The sequence below is a fragment of the Natronotalea proteinilytica genome (assembly GCF_055379935.1).
Map to the genome: position 1 here is coordinate 2,797,843 of NZ_AP043947.1, position 18,277 is coordinate 2,816,119.

The window sequence follows — 18,277 nt, forward strand, 5'->3', positions numbered from 1 at the left end:
TTGTTTACGAAAGCCCTGCACCTGCCCGGGTGGCGGAATTGGTAGACGCGACGGATTCAAAATCCGTTGTCCGCGAGGACGTGGGGGTTCGAGTCCCCCCCTGGGTACCAACCGAAAGCATACCTTTAACGCCTCTGACGCCCGTTTAACGGGATTGTCAGGGGCATTCCTGTTTCTTCCCACATCGCATAATCTCGAACAAACCGGGAGCAATTGCACGTCTGCGGGGAAAATACGGGGAAGCGGTCTTCCCTGGTGGTTGCCATCTCGCATACCTCTTGACGGTCGTCAGCAACACATTCCTTTATCAACCTTGAGGTATTATCGGTAGGATAATCCTACAATCTGGGAGCCACACCCACACAAAAAACCCCGCCCCGAGCGTATAAATGCTCTAGGCGGGGTGCATGCGATCTATCGCACTGATGATGAGCCGAAACGCTATTCAGCGTCGTCCAGCGAAACGGCGCCTTGGGGGACCGGCTGGTCGGCATCTCCGTTGAGATACGTGTCGAACCAGCGCATCATACGCAGGGCGTAGTCCATCTGAGAGGCCGAGCGGGCGTAGCCGTGGCCTTCATCCGGGTAGAGCGCCAGCCGCAGCGGCACATCGGGGCGACGCACCTTCATGTGACGGTACAGCTCCAACGACTGTGCAGGGTGCACACGCGTATCCTCTTCGCCGTGAGCAATGAGCAGCGGCGTGTTGGCCTGATCGACGTAGTAAATCGGGCTCCGCTTCAGGTTGTCAACCCACGAATCCCAAATACGTGTGCGGGAGTGCACCAAGTACAACTCTTCGGGGATGTCGCTCGTGCCCCACTTCGAGATGTTGTTGCTGATGCCCACGTTCATCACGCCGGCCGCAAAGCGCTCGGAGTAGTACGTGCTCATCCAGGCAGTAGCATACCCGCCGTAAGACCCGCCGGTTACGCCAATCCGATCTTCGTCGGCGATGCCTTGATCAATGAGATAATCGACGCCATCGACCACATCATCAAACTCACGCCCAGCCAAGTCGCCCTGGCTGCTGTAAATGAATTCGATTCCGCGTCCGGTGCTGCCTCGGTAGTTCGGATAGAACACCGCAAACCCTTGCGCAGCGCCCATTTGTCCGGGATCGGCATAGCGGGTGAGCCAGCCGTTATCGTAGTGCGCCTCGGGCCCACCGTGCACCACGGTGATGAGTGGCACTTGGTCGCCTTCCTCATAGCCGATTGGAAGGATGAGCATGCCCTCGATGTCAAACTGACCATCGCGGGCGGTGTAGCGCACCACGCGCTGCTCCCCCATCTCCACATCCGCCAACTCGGGATTGGAGGTGGTCAGGCGCTCGGGGGTATCTGCACCGTTCTCAAGCCAGAACACTTCGTTGGGGTGCTCGGGCGTGTTGCCGGTAAAGACCACATCACCACCGGCCGTAGCCGTAAACGAGGTCAGGATGGGTCCCCCCGGATCAACGATGCGCGAGAAGTTGCGTCCATCGGCGTCGATGGTGCCGAACGAGCGCTCTACACTCTCGCTAGCGAGAAAGTGGATCTGGTCGTCGTCATGCCAGGCGATCTGCTCGAACTTCCCTTCGAATTCGGGGAAGATGTTCTCGGGGGTGGCATCATCCTCGGCACGCGTTACCATGATGCGTCCGTCGATGGGATCGTGAATGTTGTGGGCGGCACGCAGGGCCAGGTGCTCGCCATCGGGGCTCCACTCGATTTGTGCGATCTTGCCCTCGTTGTTGATGTCGGCCACCACATTGCCGGTTTCGGGGTCGGCAATTACAACGCTCTGAAACATGAATGAGTCATCGACCGAGGGCGACGGAGCCACAGTGAGGGCAAGCTGGTCGCCATCGGGCCCCCAACTCATGATGTGGATGGTGCCCTGGATGTTGAGCGGTGCGGCCTCGACATCGTCGGTCACATCCACCGTAAAGCCAATGCGGTTGGGCTGATTTTCCTCAAACAGGTTGGGCTCGTATGGCAGTTCGGCCTCCGGCACGTCGAGTTCTTCTTGCGCAGTAAAGACGATGCGCTCGCCATCGGGCGCCCACTCGTAGGATCCAATGGAGCGATCAAACGCGTAGAGCCGCTCCATCTCGCCCGTGGCCGGGTCCATTTCGTAGAGGGCGCGACCATTATCGTCGTCGCGCGCGGCGAGAAACGTAAGGGTACCATGCTCCGGACGGAACGTGAGTCCGCCTACACCACCTTCAGTGTACACGACCTCTTCTTCACCGGTCTCGGTGTCGATCACAAACAGATGGCGACTGGCGGGCGCATTCTCCTCACGCGGGTCTACGGGCTGGGTGCGCATAAACGCGATAAAGTCACCGTCGGCATCTACCGTGGTGCTGGTTACCGATTGCAGCATCGCTTCTTGAAGCGGGGTCAGGCCCTGTGCCGTAGTCGTTTCCGCAGGCACGGCCCACAGCCCCACAACCAGTACCGCCACCAGCAGGCGGCGCGTATAGCGTATCAAAGGGGGAATCATAGGGATACGAAGAGATTGATGAACAGATATATGGGACCGCTTCCAACACTATTGTGGCGTTGGGGAGGCGGTGTGCCTTCTCCTATCCGTGGCCTGGTGCCCCCGTTCCGCTTGATGCTACAAGAGCAGAAGCAACGAGATGAAAAAGACAGGGGAACCGGGAGGGGAACGTGTGCTAATCCATTGGCTGCTATTACTGTGTTACACCTGAATGTTAGGGTCCAACATTGTCATCGCGAGGCGAAAGCGTGCGACCGACGCGGCACTGTGAGCGCTAGCGAACGAGTACTCCGGGGTGCGATCTCATCTGTTGAGTGGGGCTGCATCCGATCTGTCCTCGTCGCGATGTACCAGAGGACCTACGGCCCCTCTGCGTCGCGACGGGCGAATGGACGCTCTGCGTCCGACCTGAAGATCCGACGTAAAAGACCGAGTGGTGGGTTGGGGACGCTGGAACGTTCCCCCTGTGTCTGTAACGCATCCCCTGCGTCAGCTCGTGTTGAGATGCTGCACTGCGTTCAGCATGACATTGTTTAGCAGGCTTCGATGATTACATTGAACCGCTACGGAATCGCGACACAGCACTACACCGCTACGTTGGCCAGTGCAGGATTAGAAACCGGGGTATCTTGCTCCAACACGCCGTCGCGGAGGCGCAGGATGCGTCGAGCATGGGCGGCGATATCCTCTTCGTGCGTAACGAGAAGCAGGGTATTGCCCGCCCGGTGAAGCTGCTCAAAGAGCTGCATGATATCGTTTCCTGTCTCGGTATCCAGATTTCCGGTGGGCTCGTCAGCCAGAATGATCGATGGCGTGTTGACCAACGCCCGGGCCGTGGCCACACGCTGGCGTTGCCCGCCCGAGAGCTCATTCGGCTTGTGGTCGATGCGATCGCCAAGCCCGACTTGCTGCAGCACTTCGGTAGCACGACGCTGACGCTCGTCGCGGCGCACCCCGGCATAAATCAGTGGCAACTCCACATTGCGCAGGCAATCTACGCGGGGCAGCAGGTTGAACGTCTGAAAGATAAACCCAATCTCGCGATTGCGGATTTCGGCGAGCTCGTCATCCGAGAACTGGCTCACATCCTCGCCATTCAGAAAGTAACTCCCGCTGGTCGGCGTATCCAGACAGCCCAGCATGTTCATAAATGTGGACTTGCCAGACCCCGATGGCCCCATGATGGCCACATACTCGCCTTCCTCAATAGAAAGCGTAATGCCATCGAGCGCCCAGACTTCTTCACTCCCCATCACATAGCGCTTTTTGAGGTCGTGAATGTCGATGAGCGGATGATCAGCAGGCGGAGCGGGGGCTGAAGCTGCGGCAGGAGACGTATCCATAGCGTCGCAAAAGTCGTTGTGGAAGGAGCAGTTAGCGCGAGGCAGTACGTGGGCCGCGGGGCTCTTCAATACGGATGCGAGAGCCGTCGGCCAGTTCGCGGCTAATGGCACTATACGGCCCCGTGATGACTTGATCGCCAACGTTTATCCCCGATTTAATTTCGATATAGGCATCGTCGGCAATCCCCGTAGCCACCTCGGCCATACGCACCGAGTCGCCTTCAGCCACAAACACAACACGGCGCATGTTATTATCACGTCCGCGTTCGCGGCGCTGGCCATCGCTGTTTTGCACCTCGCGCACAGTAACCGCCTGGATGGGTACCGACACCGCATTCTCAACCGTCTGTGTGGAAATCTCCACGGCGCCACTCATTCCGGGACGAATGACGGGGATTGGGTCTGCGGGTACGGCTTCTTCGGGGCTCGCAATACCGCCGTCGGGACCAGTCAGCACCTCTTCCGGCTCTTCATTGTGCGGATCCAAAAAACGCACGGTAACCGGAAAGTTCGTCACCTGCTCCTGGGTGCCCTCTCCGCTGATGCGTGCCGAGTTGGCGATTTCGGTAACCGCTCCACGAAACGATGCATCGGGATACGAATCGACTTCAATACGAGCGGTGTCGCCGTCGCTTACATTCACCACATCGTTCTCATTGACATCCACCTCTAACTCCATTTGGTCGAGGCGCGCAATGGTCATCATGTTGGTTCCCTCCATTTGCGAGGTACCCACAACGCGTTCGCCAAGCTCCACTTCGAGCTTGCTCACCGTGCCGCTCATGGGCGCATAGATGTTGGTTTTGTCGAGTTGCTCGCGGGCATCGCGGAGGGTAGCCATCGCGCTTTGTACTTGATAACGCGCGGCTTGCAGACGAGCTACGGCTTGCTTGTACTGCGACTCGGTGGCCTCAAACTCGCTGGCTGGGATCACATCGCGCTCGTACAGACGTTGTTGCCGGTCGTACTCTAACCGCGCCTGGAGCGAGTCGGCTTCGCGCTCAGACAAGGTGGCACGGGCCTGTGCAACGTCGGCCTCGTTACGCTCTAGCTGGGCCTGGTAGTTGTCGGGGCGCAAGCGCACGAGCAGATCGCCGCGCTCTACGCGGTCGCCCTCACGCACGTTCAGCTCTACAATCTCACCGGCCACATCTGGACTGATGTTGACTTCGACCTCGGGTTGGGCGCGTCCAAACGCCGTTACGGTTTGGGTGATGGTGCGCGCCTCGGCCTCCTCTGCTTGTACGGCGAGGCCGTTGCTGCCTCCGCCAAACCAGCCGGCAAAGCGGCCTACGGTGCCAAGAAGGATGAGAACAACTATGATCCCACCAATAATGTAGAGGATGCGTCGCATAGCAGGAAACCTATCGGAATGAAAAAGGGAACGTACGGAGCGAATTACTCAAACAGGGGGGCCTCGGGGTTGAGTGTGCCCACCTGGAACTCGATCAGCTTTTGCTGAAAGACCATGTTGAACTCGGCCTGGATTTTCTCGCTGGCCGCATCGGTAAAGTCACGCGTGGCCTGGGAGAGCTCCACGATGGAGGCGCTGCCCAGGTTATAGCGCTCTTCGGCAGCCTCGCGAGCCCGCTCGGCAGCACGTAGTCGCGACTCGGCGACTTGCACTTGCTTTTTGGCATTCTCGTAATCAAGAATGGCCTGTCGAACTTGCAGGGCTACCTGTTGCTGTTGATCTTGCAGATTATACTCGGCTTGGCGTACGTCGGCTCGGGCCTGGGCCGTTTGGGTGCGGCGTTGCAGCCGATCAAAAATGGGGAAGGAAATCGAAAACCCTATGTTGCCCCCACGGCGCGAGTCGAGCAGTTCGAAGAACGAGGGGTCGGGGTTATCCGGAAGTATGGCTGTGCTAGACCAACTACTGCTGTATCCAAAGTTAACAGAAAGCGAAGGCCAGTAATTGGATTGCGCAATGCGTACGCCTTGCTCACTGGCACGCAGATTGGCTTCTTCCGCCCGCAGATCAACGCGCCGATCGAACGCTTCCTGCAACATCTGATCCATTTCATACTCGCGCTCTACCATGGCCTGCTCGTCAATAGGAGGCGCCTCAAAGTCGTACCACCCAAACGGGTCGAGTTGAAGCGTCTGGATGAGCTCGGTGCGGCTCACCTCTACCGTGCGCTCGGCCTGAAGGAGTTGCTGTTCGGCCTGCGCCACGTCGGCTTCGGCTTGAAACAGATCGGAGGTCGGTCGTGACCCCGCATCCACAAACTCTTGGATTTGCTCGAGCTGTTGTTGCTGTACGCGCAGATCTTCTTCAAGCACCTCAACCTCTTGCTTACTCTGCGACAGGTCAATGAACTGCTCCATGACGGTGAAGACCACGTCTTGACGGGTCCGCTCCACATCGAACTCTGCTACCTCGCCCTGGTGGTTAGCTTGTCGTAGTGAAGCAATGTTGTTGAAACCGTCGAATACAGTTACGCTAGAGTTCGCACTGACATTAAACACATCGGTTGTTTCATTGACCAACCCGCCTTCTTCCTGGCTAAAAGTACGCCCGAACTGGCGCGTCGTACTGCTATTGAGCGTTAGGTTGGGGCCAAAATCAAACTGGCGCTGTCGAATGGTAGCATCTTGCCGCTGCGCGGTGTTGATGGCTCGTCGCAGGTTGGTGTTTTCGTCAAGCGCTATGGTGATGGCTTCTTCGAATGTGATGGTTTCGGGGGAGGCTTGCGCCTGCACCTGGGTGGGCATCGCCCATATCCCAACCGCAATGCCTACCGAAATAACTAGAAGACGTATAAACTGCCGCATGAATCCAAGCAGAGGGCTGTGTGAACAGAAACGAGTCGTTTGCAGAGGCAAAGCCAGACGGACGAAGGCCGAGGCCTTGGTGTGGCATCGCCGTTGGGGCCTCTTTACGCCTGAGGGAAAAGCAATGTTACAGCCCAGGTCATGAGCCGCTTCAGACGCCGCACCAAGCGTCTTTCTAACTACTCCAACGAAATCTTATACACGAAGGCGCCTTGTTCGTCCTACGTGTGGATGCTATCGACCTATACACAACCGGAGGCGAGCCCCTCGTCGCGATGCTCTGCGTCCGACGCAACGACCCGATGTAACGCCCGAGTGGTGGTTTGGAGACGATGGAGCGTTCCACTGGAGCGTCTCAGTAGGCGTGTCGACGCGCAGGAGCCGTAGGTCATACCGCTGGTGCATCGCTGTGTCACACGTCAATCTTAGGGGGGCGGCTGGTTGGTCTAAACGTACCCAGGAAAACCCGCACCCTCGTCATTGCGAGCGCAGCGACGCAATCTCATGCTATCAGGGCTGGATGCAGCTACCCAATCAACGGCATGAGATCGCACCCCAGGAGTACCCGTTCGCTGCGCTCACAGCGCCATGTCGATCGCAAGCGCCCTCTCTGCAGGCTCGGCACGTCCGGTACCCGGCGCCAACCCTGCTCTGTATAAACAGTAGGCTATCGACCTTAAACACCGCTCCCAAAAGGGGCCTGAATGGGAGGATGGGACCGCGCGGCTATGCGCAGAGATATGCAGATAAAGATATGAACGCTTTGTGTGCGGAGGGGGAGGGATTCGAACCCCCGAGACCCGTAAAGGGCCTGCCGGTTTTCAAGACCGGTGCATTCAACCAGGCTCTGCCACCCCTCCGGGGCGGAGTTGTTTACTCCAATATCTATTCACCACGCTACGTAACAGGCGCCCAATACGCAAAGTTTCTGCCCACTGATCGACCGATTTTCACAGACCGGAAATGGGTTGGTTCTTAATCGATAGTACTCGACTTCGGGTGGAAGTGTATGGAGGTAACACCTCTACACACATGATGCCGAGTCCGCACCCCCCAGTACGAACTCGGCATCAATAGGCAAACTCGTTCAGGGAGGGGCGCCGAGCAAAACGGGCTCTATGAACGAACGCCCTATAGCATACCCGCAAGACGTGGAACAGACAACCTGCATCTGGGAAAGCAAGGCACAGTTTTTGGTGGAGATCAGGGTGCGCCATCTCTCCTGCTCGGCTGTGCGGCGTGCGTTGGCAAAAGAGCATTGGCCGTCACTCCACCACGCGAAGCCGGGCATACTGCAGTTTCAACTTCTTATTGCCCACCTCGCCCCCAAAGAAGACGACCGCTGTGGGATCTTCGTTGGTGCCTTCAAGCGAAAGCACCTTGCCTTCCCCAAACGTGCGGTGCTCTACCCGTGTACCGGGCACAATCCGTCCTTCCCCTTCATCGTACACCACCCGGCGGGTGTCGTTGTCGGACGAACGCACGGTGCGCTTCGTTTTCTGGGTGCCCCCACGACGGGATTTGCTTTTGCTGGACCCGCGCAGATTTTTCCGGTAGTAATGTGGATCCATGCTGTCGTAGTTGGCGGTACTGCCCTCGTCAGACGATTTGAATCGCTTCTTTTTTTGCTTTACGGAGCTGCCTCCTGCAGTACGCACCACACGGTCATCGATCTCCTCCAGGAAGCGGCTGCGTGTGTTGTGCTTTTGCTTTCCGTACCGATACCGGTTGCGGGCCCAGCTCAAGAACAACCACCGCTCAGCCCGGGTAGCGCCCACGTAGAACAACCGCCGCTCCTCCTCCAACTCGGTGCGCTCTTGCGTTGCTTTTGCCAGCGGAAACAGCCCCTCTTCGAGTCCGGCAATAAAGACCACCGGAAACTCCAGTCCTTTCGACGCATGGAGCGTCATGAGCGTTACCCGATCGGGGTCGTCGGCCTCGTCTAGATCGGTGAGCAGGGCCACCTCCTGCAAAAACGTGCTGAGGGTAGCATTGTCAGCGCTCTCGGTGTACTCCGCAATAGCGCTCACAAGCTCTTGCACATTCTCCCAGCGTCGCAGATTTTCGCGGGTGTGCTCTTTGCGCAGATCGCTTAGCACGCCCGCCTCTTGGATCAGGTCGCGCGACAGCTCATCAACCGGCGTGTCGTCTACGCGCGATTGGTACTTGGTGATAAGAAAGCGGAAGCTTCCCACGGCATTCTGTGCTCGCGTAGAAAGCGTATCGATGGATTCGACCTGCTCAATAGCCTGCCACAGCGACAGCCCCTGTTCGGTGGCGTAGGTGCGCACGCGCTCCTGCGTCTTCTTTCCAACACCGCGCTTCGGATAGTTAATCACCCGCTCAATGCTGGCCCGATCGTGCGGGTTCACCATGAGCTTCAAGTAGGCCAGCACGTCCTTGATCTCTTTACGCTGGTAGAACGACGTGCCGCCAATAATTCGGTACGGCACATTCTCACGACGCAACGCCTCCTCAATGGCACGGCTCTGCGCATTGGTGCGATACAGCACCGCAAAGTCGCCATAGTCGAGCCCCTCCCGAAGCTGCAAGTCGCGAATCTTCTGCTCAATTTTTTTGGCCTCATCCTTTTCGGAAAGCGCCTCCGTCAGGATGATCTTATCGCCGGCATCGTTGTCGGTCCACAGCGTCTTGTCGAGTTGGTCCTCGTTCTGGTCGATAATCGAATCGGCCAGTGTGAGGATGTTCTGGGTGGACCGGTAGTTGCGTTCGAGCCGCACGGTGGTCGCCTCCGGATAGTCGCGCTCGAACGACAAAATGTTGCTGATGTCCGCCCCACGGAACGCATAGATGCTCTGCGCATCATCGCCCACCACACACAGATTCTGGTGTCCGGCAGCCAGCCGCTTGGAGAGGGTATACTGGGCATGGTTGGTATCCTGGTACTCGTCGATGTGGATGTACGTCCACCGCTGCTGGTACTGTTCTAAGATATCAGCATCGGCATCGAACACCTCTAGCGGCTTAATCAGCAGATCGTCGAAATCCATCGCGTTGGCCCGCTTCAGCGCCGCCTGATACGCCGGATACACTTTGGCTGCCGTCTCCTGAGCGCGTCCATGCGCCATGTCGGCATAGTCGGCTGGGTCAATCAGCTGGTTTTTGGCGCTGGAAATGAGGCGGTGCACCGACCGCGGACGCACATCGTCGGTGTTGAGCTGCAGCCGGTTCATCTGCTGCTTGACGATCTGCTCGCTGTCTTTGGTGTCGTAGATCGAAAAGTCGCGCGAGTACCCAATGGTATCGGCTTCGCGACGCAGCAGCCGGGCAAACGAACTGTGGAACGTGCCCACCCACATGCCGCGAGTCTGGTCGCCCACCAGGCGCTGCACGCGGTTCTTCATTTCACGCGCGGCCTTGTTGGTAAACGTAAGCGCAATGATTTCATGAGGACGCGCTTTGCCGGTCGCCAGCAGGTAGGCAATCCGATGCGTGAGCGTTCGCGTTTTCCCAGATCCGGGTCCGGCAATAATCATGACGGGGCCGTCTGTAGCGGTAACCGCAGCGCGCTGCTCATCGTTTAGGCCCTCCAGAATACGGTTGGCAGCACCTGGATCTGGGTCGACAGGCGTAGGTTCAGACGCAGAAAGCTGGATTTGGCGGGCCATGGGCGATTTTAGGGGCAAGATGTTTTCATAACGACATATAGGATTTTTGATACGAATGGTGCCGCCATGCGTTCACTGAAAGCGGCCTTCGGTCGTATCCCGTTGATGCTGTGGGACCTCTGGATACGCAATCGTGTTTGCCTTTGCAGCAGGCCCCGCTCGCTCTGGCCATCTCAATGTTTTGTCCGGTTCACCCTCATAGCTTGCACGCCATGCCTTCATCGCGAATCGTTCCCACCTCGCTGTTGCTGCTAAGTATGGGGGCATTTGCCGCCGGTTGTGGAAGCAGCGAGCCTGCTACGACCGATGACGAGGAGGCGCCCCCACCTGTACAACGAGAGATACCTGCTGATACTGCCGACCCTGACGAGGCCGAGGAACCGGAAGCTGCACCGTCGGCAGCGGCTGTCCGCACGGTCCTCGACGCTGCCCTTGCCGGCTCCGATACGCTTAGCTACGCCGACATGATAGACCACCTGGGGCCGCCCACCGCTACCGAGCGACGAGGCGTAGCCAACGCGTTCGATCCCGCGCAAACCGACTCGGTCTACACGCTCACCTATCCATCGATGGAGGCGCTGCTGTATGAGGTGGTAGCCGATAGCCGCTCGTTTTTAGTGCGCCTCCGCCTGTCGGATCCTACCTATAGCACGCCCCATGGATTTACCGTTGGCACAACCACGCGCACCGAGATTGAGACCGAGTGGGGCGATCCTGAACGGACGGAAAACGCCACCTGGATTTATCCGGCCTTGAATGAAGATCAAGATGTGGAGGTGCACATGACCTGGGACAACGATACGCTGGCGTCTGTAGCGTACGTGTTTTTGCTGTGGTGATGTCTGTCGCTGGTGGTTCGTCGAGTAAATCGACACAGCGCGTATCTGTTTAGTGCGACTCGATTGCCGCCCGGGATATCCGCTTCGCTCCTGATCCCGGGCTAAGGAATAGAACGATGTGCGTAAAACCCGTAGCCGGGGACCGCTTGCGTTCCGGGCGATCTGGAAGCCAGTCGCTAAACACCTACCACAGCGCGCTGTGTCGCTACAAAACGAATAGACACTACCCACTCTCGTGGCGATGCTCCGCGTCGCCACGCCTGCCGGGACGCTCCAGCGTCGCCAACAAACGGGAGACGCTAGCACCAGTGACTGGACACACGCTTTTACTCGCGCTGGGCTTTGAGCGCAAGGCGCACGAGTTCGTCTGCCGAATCGATGGTGGCATGATCGCGCAGTACCACCCGGATAGCTCGCTCGGCATCCGCACGCGAGAGCCCCAGCGACTCTAGCGCCGCCAACGCATCGGCACGGGCATTGGCCTTCGGGTCGGCATCGCCCGTCGGTAACGGCCCCGTGTCGCCCAGGTCCATCTCAGACAGCGGGTCGCGCAACTCGACAATGAGGCGCTCGGCCGTCTTGCGCCCAACGCCCGAAATATCGGTGAGACGCGCCGTGTCGCCGTTTATCACATGATCGCGCAGCGCCGTGGGCGACATCGACGACAGGGCCGACAATGCCAAACTCGGACCAATGCGCGATACTCCGCGGAGCGTGTTGAAGAGCTTTCGCTCGGCTTTGGTAATGAAACCATACAGCGACACGTCGTCCTCGCGCACGTAATGCACCGTGTGCAGATGCACCTCTTGCCCGGTATCCGGTAGATCCTGGTAGGTGGAGGTGGGGATGTGCACCGCATAGCCAATGCTTTGCACCTCTATCACCGCCTGTTCGGTGGTTTTCTCAACGAGCGTTCCTTTCAGATAGGTAATCATACGCAACGAGCGGCCTGGTCAAAGAATAGGAAGTCGGGCTCCCACCAACCCCACGTCGATCTATATCCGGCAGGTACGGATGTCGGTGATGATAATGCCTTTCGCGCCGATCTCTGTTAGGTCATCCATGATTTCGTTGATGCGCGACCGCTTGGCCATCGACTTCACAGCGACCCAGCCGTCTTTGCTCAACGGTGACACCGTGGGCGATTCAAGTCCGGGTGTGATGTCGTGTGCGGCATCGAGATGCGCCTTGGGCAGGTCGTACTCAACCACGATATACGAACGGGCCACCAGAATGCCCTGAATGCGCTCTTTGAAGTGGCGGGCGGTTTCTTGCTCGGCAATGGTGCCGTTTTGCGCAATGAGCATGGCCTCTGAATCGACAATCGGGTCGCCGATGACCTTGAGCCCGGCTTCATGGATGGTGCGGCCCGTTTGCACCACATCGGCAATGGCATCGGCCACGCCGAGTTGGATGGAGATTTCCACCGCACCATCGAGCGGCACCACGGTGGCGTCGATGCCCCGCTCGGCCAGGTCTTTCTTCACGATGTTCACGTACGATGTGGCAATGCGGGTATCGGCGGTGAAGTCATCGGGCGTAATGTCGTGCTCTTTTGGAGCGGCATAGCAAAAGCGGGCTTTCCCAAACGAAAGCGGCATCACCTGCGTGACCTCTGCGCCGCTGTCGTGCAGCAAGTCCAGTCCGGTAACGCCCAGATCAATGATGCCCTTGCTTACATACGTTGCGATGTCGCGTGGGCGCAGAAAGACAAACTCAACGCCATGGTCGTTGTCGCGCACGGCCAGTTCGCGTCCACGACGGCGACAATGGTAGCCGGCCTCTTCGGCCAGGGTGGCAGCGCCTTCAGACAGAGCTCCTTTGTTGGGGAGAGCGATTTGTAGCATATCGATAGGAAACAGTGGGGGATGAACAAAAAACGGTGGTTGAGCAGGACTGCCGTTGAGCGTGAAGGTTGCTTCGGTGCAGACAACCCGAAAATAGTGCTTTGTCACACATAAATGTTATGGCCCAAAATTGTCATCGCGAGGAGGGAGCCTGCGACCGACGCGGCGCTGTGAGCGAAGCGAACGAGTACTCTTGGGGTGCGATCTCATGCCGTTGACTGGGCGGCCACATCCAGTCTGACGGCAATGAGATTGCACCCCAGGAGCACTTCCTCCCTGCGGTCGGGGCGCTTCGCTCCGCTCGCAATGACAAGGTTGTAAGTTTTTCTCGGTACGAGCGTGCACATGCGTTACCCGAAGATTGACGTTTACCGAGAAATAGTGCTTTGTCACACGTGATCGTTGAAGAGCACAGAATCCCTCTCCCTGAATCTCCCTCCTCTGAGGGGGATTTCATGAGGAAGCACCCATCGAAATCCTATCATTCAGGCATGACAGCGTGCAAAGTGGAACGCCTTACAAGTGGCGGTACACATCATCGAGGTCAAGGTCGCACGCAATCATCATCACTTGCACGTGATACAACAGTTGGGCAATTTCTTCAGCGGTGCGTTCACGGCCTTCGTGTTCGGCGGCCATCCACACTTCGCCGGCCTCTTCGAGCACCTTTTTGCCAATGGCATGCGGCCCTTCGTTAACGCGCGCCACCGTGCCGGAGTCTGAATCTTGGCGGTCGACCTTTGCGGTCAGTTCAGCAAACAGTTCGTCGAATCGCTTCATGAAGGGGGGCATCTCCTGCCAGCCAGTGAAAAGAATCCGGGGCGTTGTACTGTACCGGTGCCAGGGCGTTGCATGTACACAGGGCATCCGCCCTCATTCATCCTTCGAATTTTTGGTTGGGGCGAGCGTTGAGCGCTGCATACAGGGCTGATAGCCGAAGCATCGCCTCATTTTTACATCTATTGCCGAAGACTGCATCCTGGAACAGTGGCACATGTCCGCTACGTTTTGTAGGCTACCTATCCGAATCCGTTATAATCGTTGCGTGCAACCCCCTTCGATACATGAAGACTGCTTCCCTTGCCCTGCACTCCACTCGTTCGTCTTGGCTCGATCGTCTGCGCGCCGAGGATGCCTCGGTTGCCACGCAAATTGCCGGCGTTGTCGGGTTTGCACTCCTCACCGCTGTGTCGGCAGATGCGAATCTGCGCTTGTACCTGTGGGAGGTACCTATCACCCTGCAAACGCTGATGGTCTACGCGAGTGGGCTGTTCTTGGGGGCCCGCAACGGTATGCTGGCGCAGGTGCTGTACCTGTCGCTCGGGCTATTCATCCCGGTCTATGCAGGCGATGGCACCGGCGTAGCCTATCTGCTGGGTGCTGCCTCAGCCGGCTATCTGTTTGCGTATCCACTGGCCGCTTTCACGATTGGAGCACTCACAAAGCGCTGGAATAGCCTGACGGGCAGCACGCTCTCTATGCTCATTGGTGCTGCTATCATCTTCACCTCGGGTGTCATCTGGCTCCACTACATTGCCGGACACGCCACCTGGATGGAGTCCATCGACAAAGGCTTTCTGCGCTTCGCACTGATTGACCTAGTTAAAGTTGGCGTGCTGGGCCTGCTGTACGGCGGCATCCGCCAGGCGTTTGGCGCATCGGCGTCTGACGCGTAACGCCCAACCGGCTCCTCCATTTTGCGCCGCTTGGAACTGCGTTTCTAAGCGATAGGTTCGACCGTCTGCGTGCCCTGTGCCATGCAGACGGTCTTTTCTATGATATGGATTCGAACACTGGCGACGCTCTGTGCCTCGCTCTTCTTAGCTGGCCTGCTGGCTGCCCATCCGCTGGCCGTGCATGCCCAAGATTCGGACGAGGCGCCCGCCGTTGGCCAAGAAAACTCGGTGCTCGATGATCCCTTTGTGCGCGAGGAGGGCAAACGCGGCCTGGATCTCCTTTACAACATGGAGTTCGATGCTGCCGAAGCCATCTTCTCGGAGATCGGATCGCGCTATCCTGATCATCCGGTTGGACCATTTCTGAATGGTCTGAACGTGTGGTGGACCATCCTGCTGGATCTGGACAACACCGAACACGACGAGGCGTTCTACCGCTACATGGAGGAGACGGTCGACCGCTCCGATGACTTGCTCAACCGCAACGAGGCCGAATTCGACGCGACCTTCTTCAAAGGCATTGCACTGGCGTTGCAAGCCCGCCTCAAATCAAACCGAGGGGAGTGGCTCGGCTCGGTCCGTTACGGACGCCGCTCCATTAGCTATGTCCGAGAGGCGGCTGAAGACGCGCCCCACATTGACGATTTCGCGTTTGGACGTGGCATGTACGACTACTATGCGGCCATCATTCCCGAAGAGTATCGAGTGGCCCGCGCCGTGATGTGGCTGCTGCCCAGTGGCGACCGCGAGGGCGGCCTCGAACGGATCCATCAGGCTGCCGAAGAAGGGTGGTACATTCAGTCGGAAGCGCGCTACTTTCTGGCCCAAATCAATACGCTCTACGAGCGCAACATCCCCGAAGCCATGGAGCACATCAAATGGCTACGGGATGCACATCCGAACAACGCGTACTTCCATGTCTTTGAAGGACGCCTTTACGCACGTCAGGGACGCCTATCAAACGTCCGCGAGGTGTTTCAGGAGGTGGCCGAGCGCCATGAAGCGGGATGGTCGGGATATACCGATAACCTGGCCCAGATCGCCCACTTCCACCTGGCCCGCGAACGCGTGCGGCGCGACGACTATGACCAGGCTCTCATTCATCTGGCAACCATCGAACAACTCGCTGCTGGCATGGAGGACCGCGATCGCCAGTACGTTGCGCTGGGACGCCTCTATCAGGGCATGGTCTACGATGCCAAAGGACATCGCGACATGGCCCGCAACCGGTATGAGATTGTGTTGAGCATGGACGAGTACGGCAGTAGCCACACCCGCGCCAAGCGCTACCTCGATGAACCGTATGGGTCGTGAGGAAGAAACGATGGTCTTATAGTTCATCTTTGACACAAAACCTCCCTATACCTCACTTTCTTGCTCACCACCAAAATACTAAGATAGCGTAAAGATGCAGACTTATCCATATTAGTACTTGACAGTACGGCTCTTTTTTTTTGAATATTGGCGTCGTAATATCAATCATTTATAAAGACCCTGCTATAAATATCGCTAGGTCTCTTATACTTTCTTTTATTCTCGTTTTTTCTCTGTCATTAGCGCCAATTTCTGTTTCGTCGCAGACTGCAACCTGTACGTGGTTTGAGGACGGCTGCTTCAACCACACTGTTCAAACGGGTGATGAATGGACTATAAGTTGGCAATGTGATGACGGTACAGGAGGCCAATTTTCCGGCTCTGGTAGCTCGATTTCCAATCCTTGCTAATTAGTATTCAGGCGACTTTGGGGGAAACCGGTATCAGTTCTGGCCTGAATGCTTGAACATGATGCCGGTTTTCTGTTTGGTATGTTATCGTTTGCGTAATAAAACTTTCAAATAAATATGCTCCTCAGCTTTCCGCGTGGGTTAACCTTTCTAGTGGCGCTTGTTATTGCACTTGGCTGCACTAATTCGGACCCGGAAACGGATTCAGAATCAGATTCTACAGGCGAATCGGAAGTCCACTTTGTTCCTATCGCATCAGGGGACACTGACCTGAGTCACCAGGCACTGCAGGAAAGACTTCAAAAAAGATCACAGTTTAGCCACGACGTACATTTAAAAATACAGAGTGACTCATCATGGCAAGAAATTGATGAATATATCCAGTCTCTCATGGATGAACACCGAGACACAGAATCTTGGAGCGCAATCCAAGAAGTTGCAGGCAACCACATGATCCAACGTGTACTCGCAGACGCCCCCGATTCCGAGGAACGCAATCAGTCCGTTGACCACTACGTTTCGATGCTTCTTAACGCCGGACACCGAGACCCTCGTGCATTCAGCACTGCTTTTCAGATGCTTGAAGGATATTGGGAAGCAGACACGCTGAAAGCAGCTATCGACGATGTATTGACCGGTGAATCATGCAAAAGCTGTGCAAGAGGCGGCGTTACTGATGATGAATTGCAAGCTGCCAAACAAGAAATGGAAACGCTACGCGACCGGCTACAATAGATGGTCTTTTCGCTCTCACGAGACGATCAACTGCTACGGACCATGATCCATTCCCCATATCTCCGATTGGGATGCTTACTGTGCATGGCTGTTGCTCTATTTGGTTGTACAGATAGCCAAACTAGAAGCGATGAGAATGCCGATGTAATTCGCGTTGAGAATACAGACACGAATGTCTGGGAAGACCACGAAGAGGCCCCGCTTCAATTTGAGCACGAACAAACCTTCGGGGCAGAGGAAGACCCGCGCGATAAAATCCTGGCCGACGCCCGAGGATTAGCGGTAGACACAGACGGAACGGTCTACATACTTGACATGGGCAATCACCGTCTGGTGGCATTCAACCCCGACGGAACGATCCGTTGGAGCGCAGGTCGGCAGGGGGAAGGGCCTGGAGAGTTCTTTCTTCCGCAATCATTGGTGTGGAATGGAGATCGCCACCTCTACGTTGCGAATCAGTTCGGCGCGCGAATCGATGTGTGGAATACAGACGGTACCTTTCAAGATAGCCAATCCATCGATGATGTGGACCGGGCCAGTGGCCTACGTGGCGTTGTTGACGGACACCTTGTAAACTCATCTCCAGGGTTTGGAAAAGACCCCGCCAAGGTACACCTGATAGATGCTCAGCGCTGGGCGCTGCACGACAAAATCCATATTCGGGCCGAGCATACATTTTCAGAGGGAATTGGCCTTGGTTTTGATGTTGAAACGGACAATGATGGGTTCTGGGTTGGAAACGTTGCTACGTACGCTATCTCCCGATACGATTTTGAAGGGCAGAAAACCCACGAGATAACACGCACAAATATCGACTTCCCCGAGATTGAGGCATTGGGTCGTGAAGAAGGCGGTCCCAGTTTAGATATACGCAGCAGAGTCCAAGCCCCACTTCGATTGGATTCTGGACATCTCCTCGTGGCATCTAATTGGCAAACGAGCTCCGATGATGAAGCGGAAAACACCCAGGAGCCTGTGGGATTTGAGGGGACATATTCAAGTGCTGTCGACCTTTTTAATCCTGAGGGGATGTTCATGGGGCGTATTCGGTGGGATAAGCAACAGATCCCTGATATTGGCGAACTTCGGAGCATCGGGCCCGATGGTAAGCTCTACACCTTTCATTCTGAGCCTTTTCCGCAGATTCGTCGCTATGCGATTTCTATAAATGAGTGACGCATTCCCAATCTGCCTCTTGCTCATACGTGGTTAGCGA

At 56.9% G+C, this 18,277-nt stretch carries 13 protein-coding genes and 2 tRNA genes; 6 read left to right on the plus strand and 9 right to left on the minus strand.

Translation table 11 applies throughout. The features are described 5' to 3' along the window. Positions 1–23 precede the first annotated feature (23 nt). A tRNA-Leu gene (locus tag ACZ5AL_RS11155) sits at positions 24–110 on the plus strand. Between the two features lie 331 nt (positions 111–441). On the opposite strand, the gene ACZ5AL_RS11160 is transcribed toward ACZ5AL_RS11155, so the two are convergent. The 6 genes from ACZ5AL_RS11160 to ACZ5AL_RS11185 all read right to left on the minus strand — a co-directional run bounded on the left by ACZ5AL_RS11160 (position 442) and on the right by ACZ5AL_RS11185 (position 10,240). Beyond that, positions 442–2,490, minus strand: coding sequence for a S9 family peptidase (locus ACZ5AL_RS11160; protein ID WP_464510446.1), 2,049 nt, complete (start codon positions 2,488–2,490; stop codon positions 442–444). 584 nt (positions 2,491–3,074) lie between these two features. Beyond that, the gene (locus ACZ5AL_RS11165) at positions 3,075–3,833 is read right to left on the minus strand and encodes an ABC transporter ATP-binding protein (RefSeq protein ID WP_464510447.1); all 759 of its coding nucleotides are present in this window, start codon (positions 3,831–3,833) and stop codon (positions 3,075–3,077) included. A gap of 31 nt (positions 3,834–3,864) precedes the next feature. After that, complete coding sequence (locus ACZ5AL_RS11170) at positions 3,865–5,187, minus strand: efflux RND transporter periplasmic adaptor subunit (protein ID WP_464510448.1); 1,323 nt, start codon at positions 5,185–5,187, stop codon at positions 3,865–3,867. 44 nt (positions 5,188–5,231) lie between these two features. After that, a complete protein-coding gene (locus ACZ5AL_RS11175; RefSeq protein WP_464510449.1) occupies positions 5,232–6,611 on the minus strand; it encodes a TolC family protein in 1,380 nt (459 codons plus the stop codon). A 770-nt stretch (positions 6,612–7,381) separates the two neighbouring features. Further along, positions 7,382–7,471: transfer RNA gene (locus ACZ5AL_RS11180), tRNA-Ser, on the minus strand. A 405-nt stretch (positions 7,472–7,876) separates the two neighbouring features. Then, complete coding sequence (locus ACZ5AL_RS11185; protein ID WP_464510450.1) at positions 7,877–10,240, minus strand: ATP-dependent helicase; 2,364 nt, start codon at positions 10,238–10,240, stop codon at positions 7,877–7,879. 212 nt (positions 10,241–10,452) lie between these two features. Here ACZ5AL_RS11185 and ACZ5AL_RS11190 point away from each other — a divergent pair, with 212 nt between their 5' ends. After that, the gene (locus tag ACZ5AL_RS11190; RefSeq protein WP_464510451.1) at positions 10,453–11,079 is read left to right on the plus strand and encodes a hypothetical protein; all 627 of its coding nucleotides are present in this window, start codon (positions 10,453–10,455) and stop codon (positions 11,077–11,079) included. 326 nt (positions 11,080–11,405) lie between these two features. On the opposite strand, the gene ruvA is transcribed toward ACZ5AL_RS11190, so the two are convergent. The 3 genes from ruvA to ACZ5AL_RS11205 all read right to left on the minus strand — a co-directional run bounded on the left by ruvA (position 11,406) and on the right by ACZ5AL_RS11205 (position 13,706). Further along, entirely contained in the window at positions 11,406–12,014 is a 609-nt protein-coding gene (gene ruvA / locus ACZ5AL_RS11195) for a Holliday junction branch migration protein RuvA (protein WP_464510452.1), read from the minus strand. A gap of 60 nt (positions 12,015–12,074) precedes the next feature. Next, positions 12,075–12,926, minus strand: coding sequence for an ATP phosphoribosyltransferase (hisG, locus tag ACZ5AL_RS11200; RefSeq protein WP_464510453.1), 852 nt, complete (start codon positions 12,924–12,926; stop codon positions 12,075–12,077). A 516-nt stretch (positions 12,927–13,442) separates the two neighbouring features. Then, on the minus strand, positions 13,443–13,706 hold the full coding sequence (locus tag ACZ5AL_RS11205) for a phosphoribosyl-ATP diphosphatase (protein WP_464510454.1): 264 nt from the start codon (positions 13,704–13,706) through the stop codon (positions 13,443–13,445). A 284-nt stretch (positions 13,707–13,990) separates the two neighbouring features. Between ACZ5AL_RS11205 and ACZ5AL_RS11210 the strand changes: the two genes are divergently transcribed. The 4 genes from ACZ5AL_RS11210 (at position 13,991) to ACZ5AL_RS11225 (ending at position 18,237) form a co-directional block, all read left to right on the plus strand. Further along, positions 13,991–14,602, plus strand: coding sequence for a biotin transporter BioY (locus tag ACZ5AL_RS11210; RefSeq protein ID WP_464510455.1), 612 nt, complete (start codon positions 13,991–13,993; stop codon positions 14,600–14,602). 99 nt (positions 14,603–14,701) lie between these two features. Continuing rightward, the gene (locus ACZ5AL_RS11215) at positions 14,702–15,916 is read left to right on the plus strand and encodes a tetratricopeptide repeat protein (RefSeq protein ID WP_464510456.1); all 1,215 of its coding nucleotides are present in this window, start codon (positions 14,702–14,704) and stop codon (positions 15,914–15,916) included. A 527-nt stretch (positions 15,917–16,443) separates the two neighbouring features. Then, the gene (locus tag ACZ5AL_RS11220) at positions 16,444–17,061 is read left to right on the plus strand and encodes a hypothetical protein (protein ID WP_464510457.1); all 618 of its coding nucleotides are present in this window, start codon (positions 16,444–16,446) and stop codon (positions 17,059–17,061) included. Positions 17,062–17,145: 84 nt separating this feature from the next. Then, positions 17,146–18,237 carry a hypothetical protein gene (locus tag ACZ5AL_RS11225; RefSeq protein ID WP_464510458.1) on the plus strand — a complete coding sequence of 364 codons (1,092 nt, stop codon included), beginning with the start codon at positions 17,146–17,148 and terminating at the stop codon, positions 18,235–18,237. Positions 18,238–18,277: the final 40 nt, after the last annotated feature.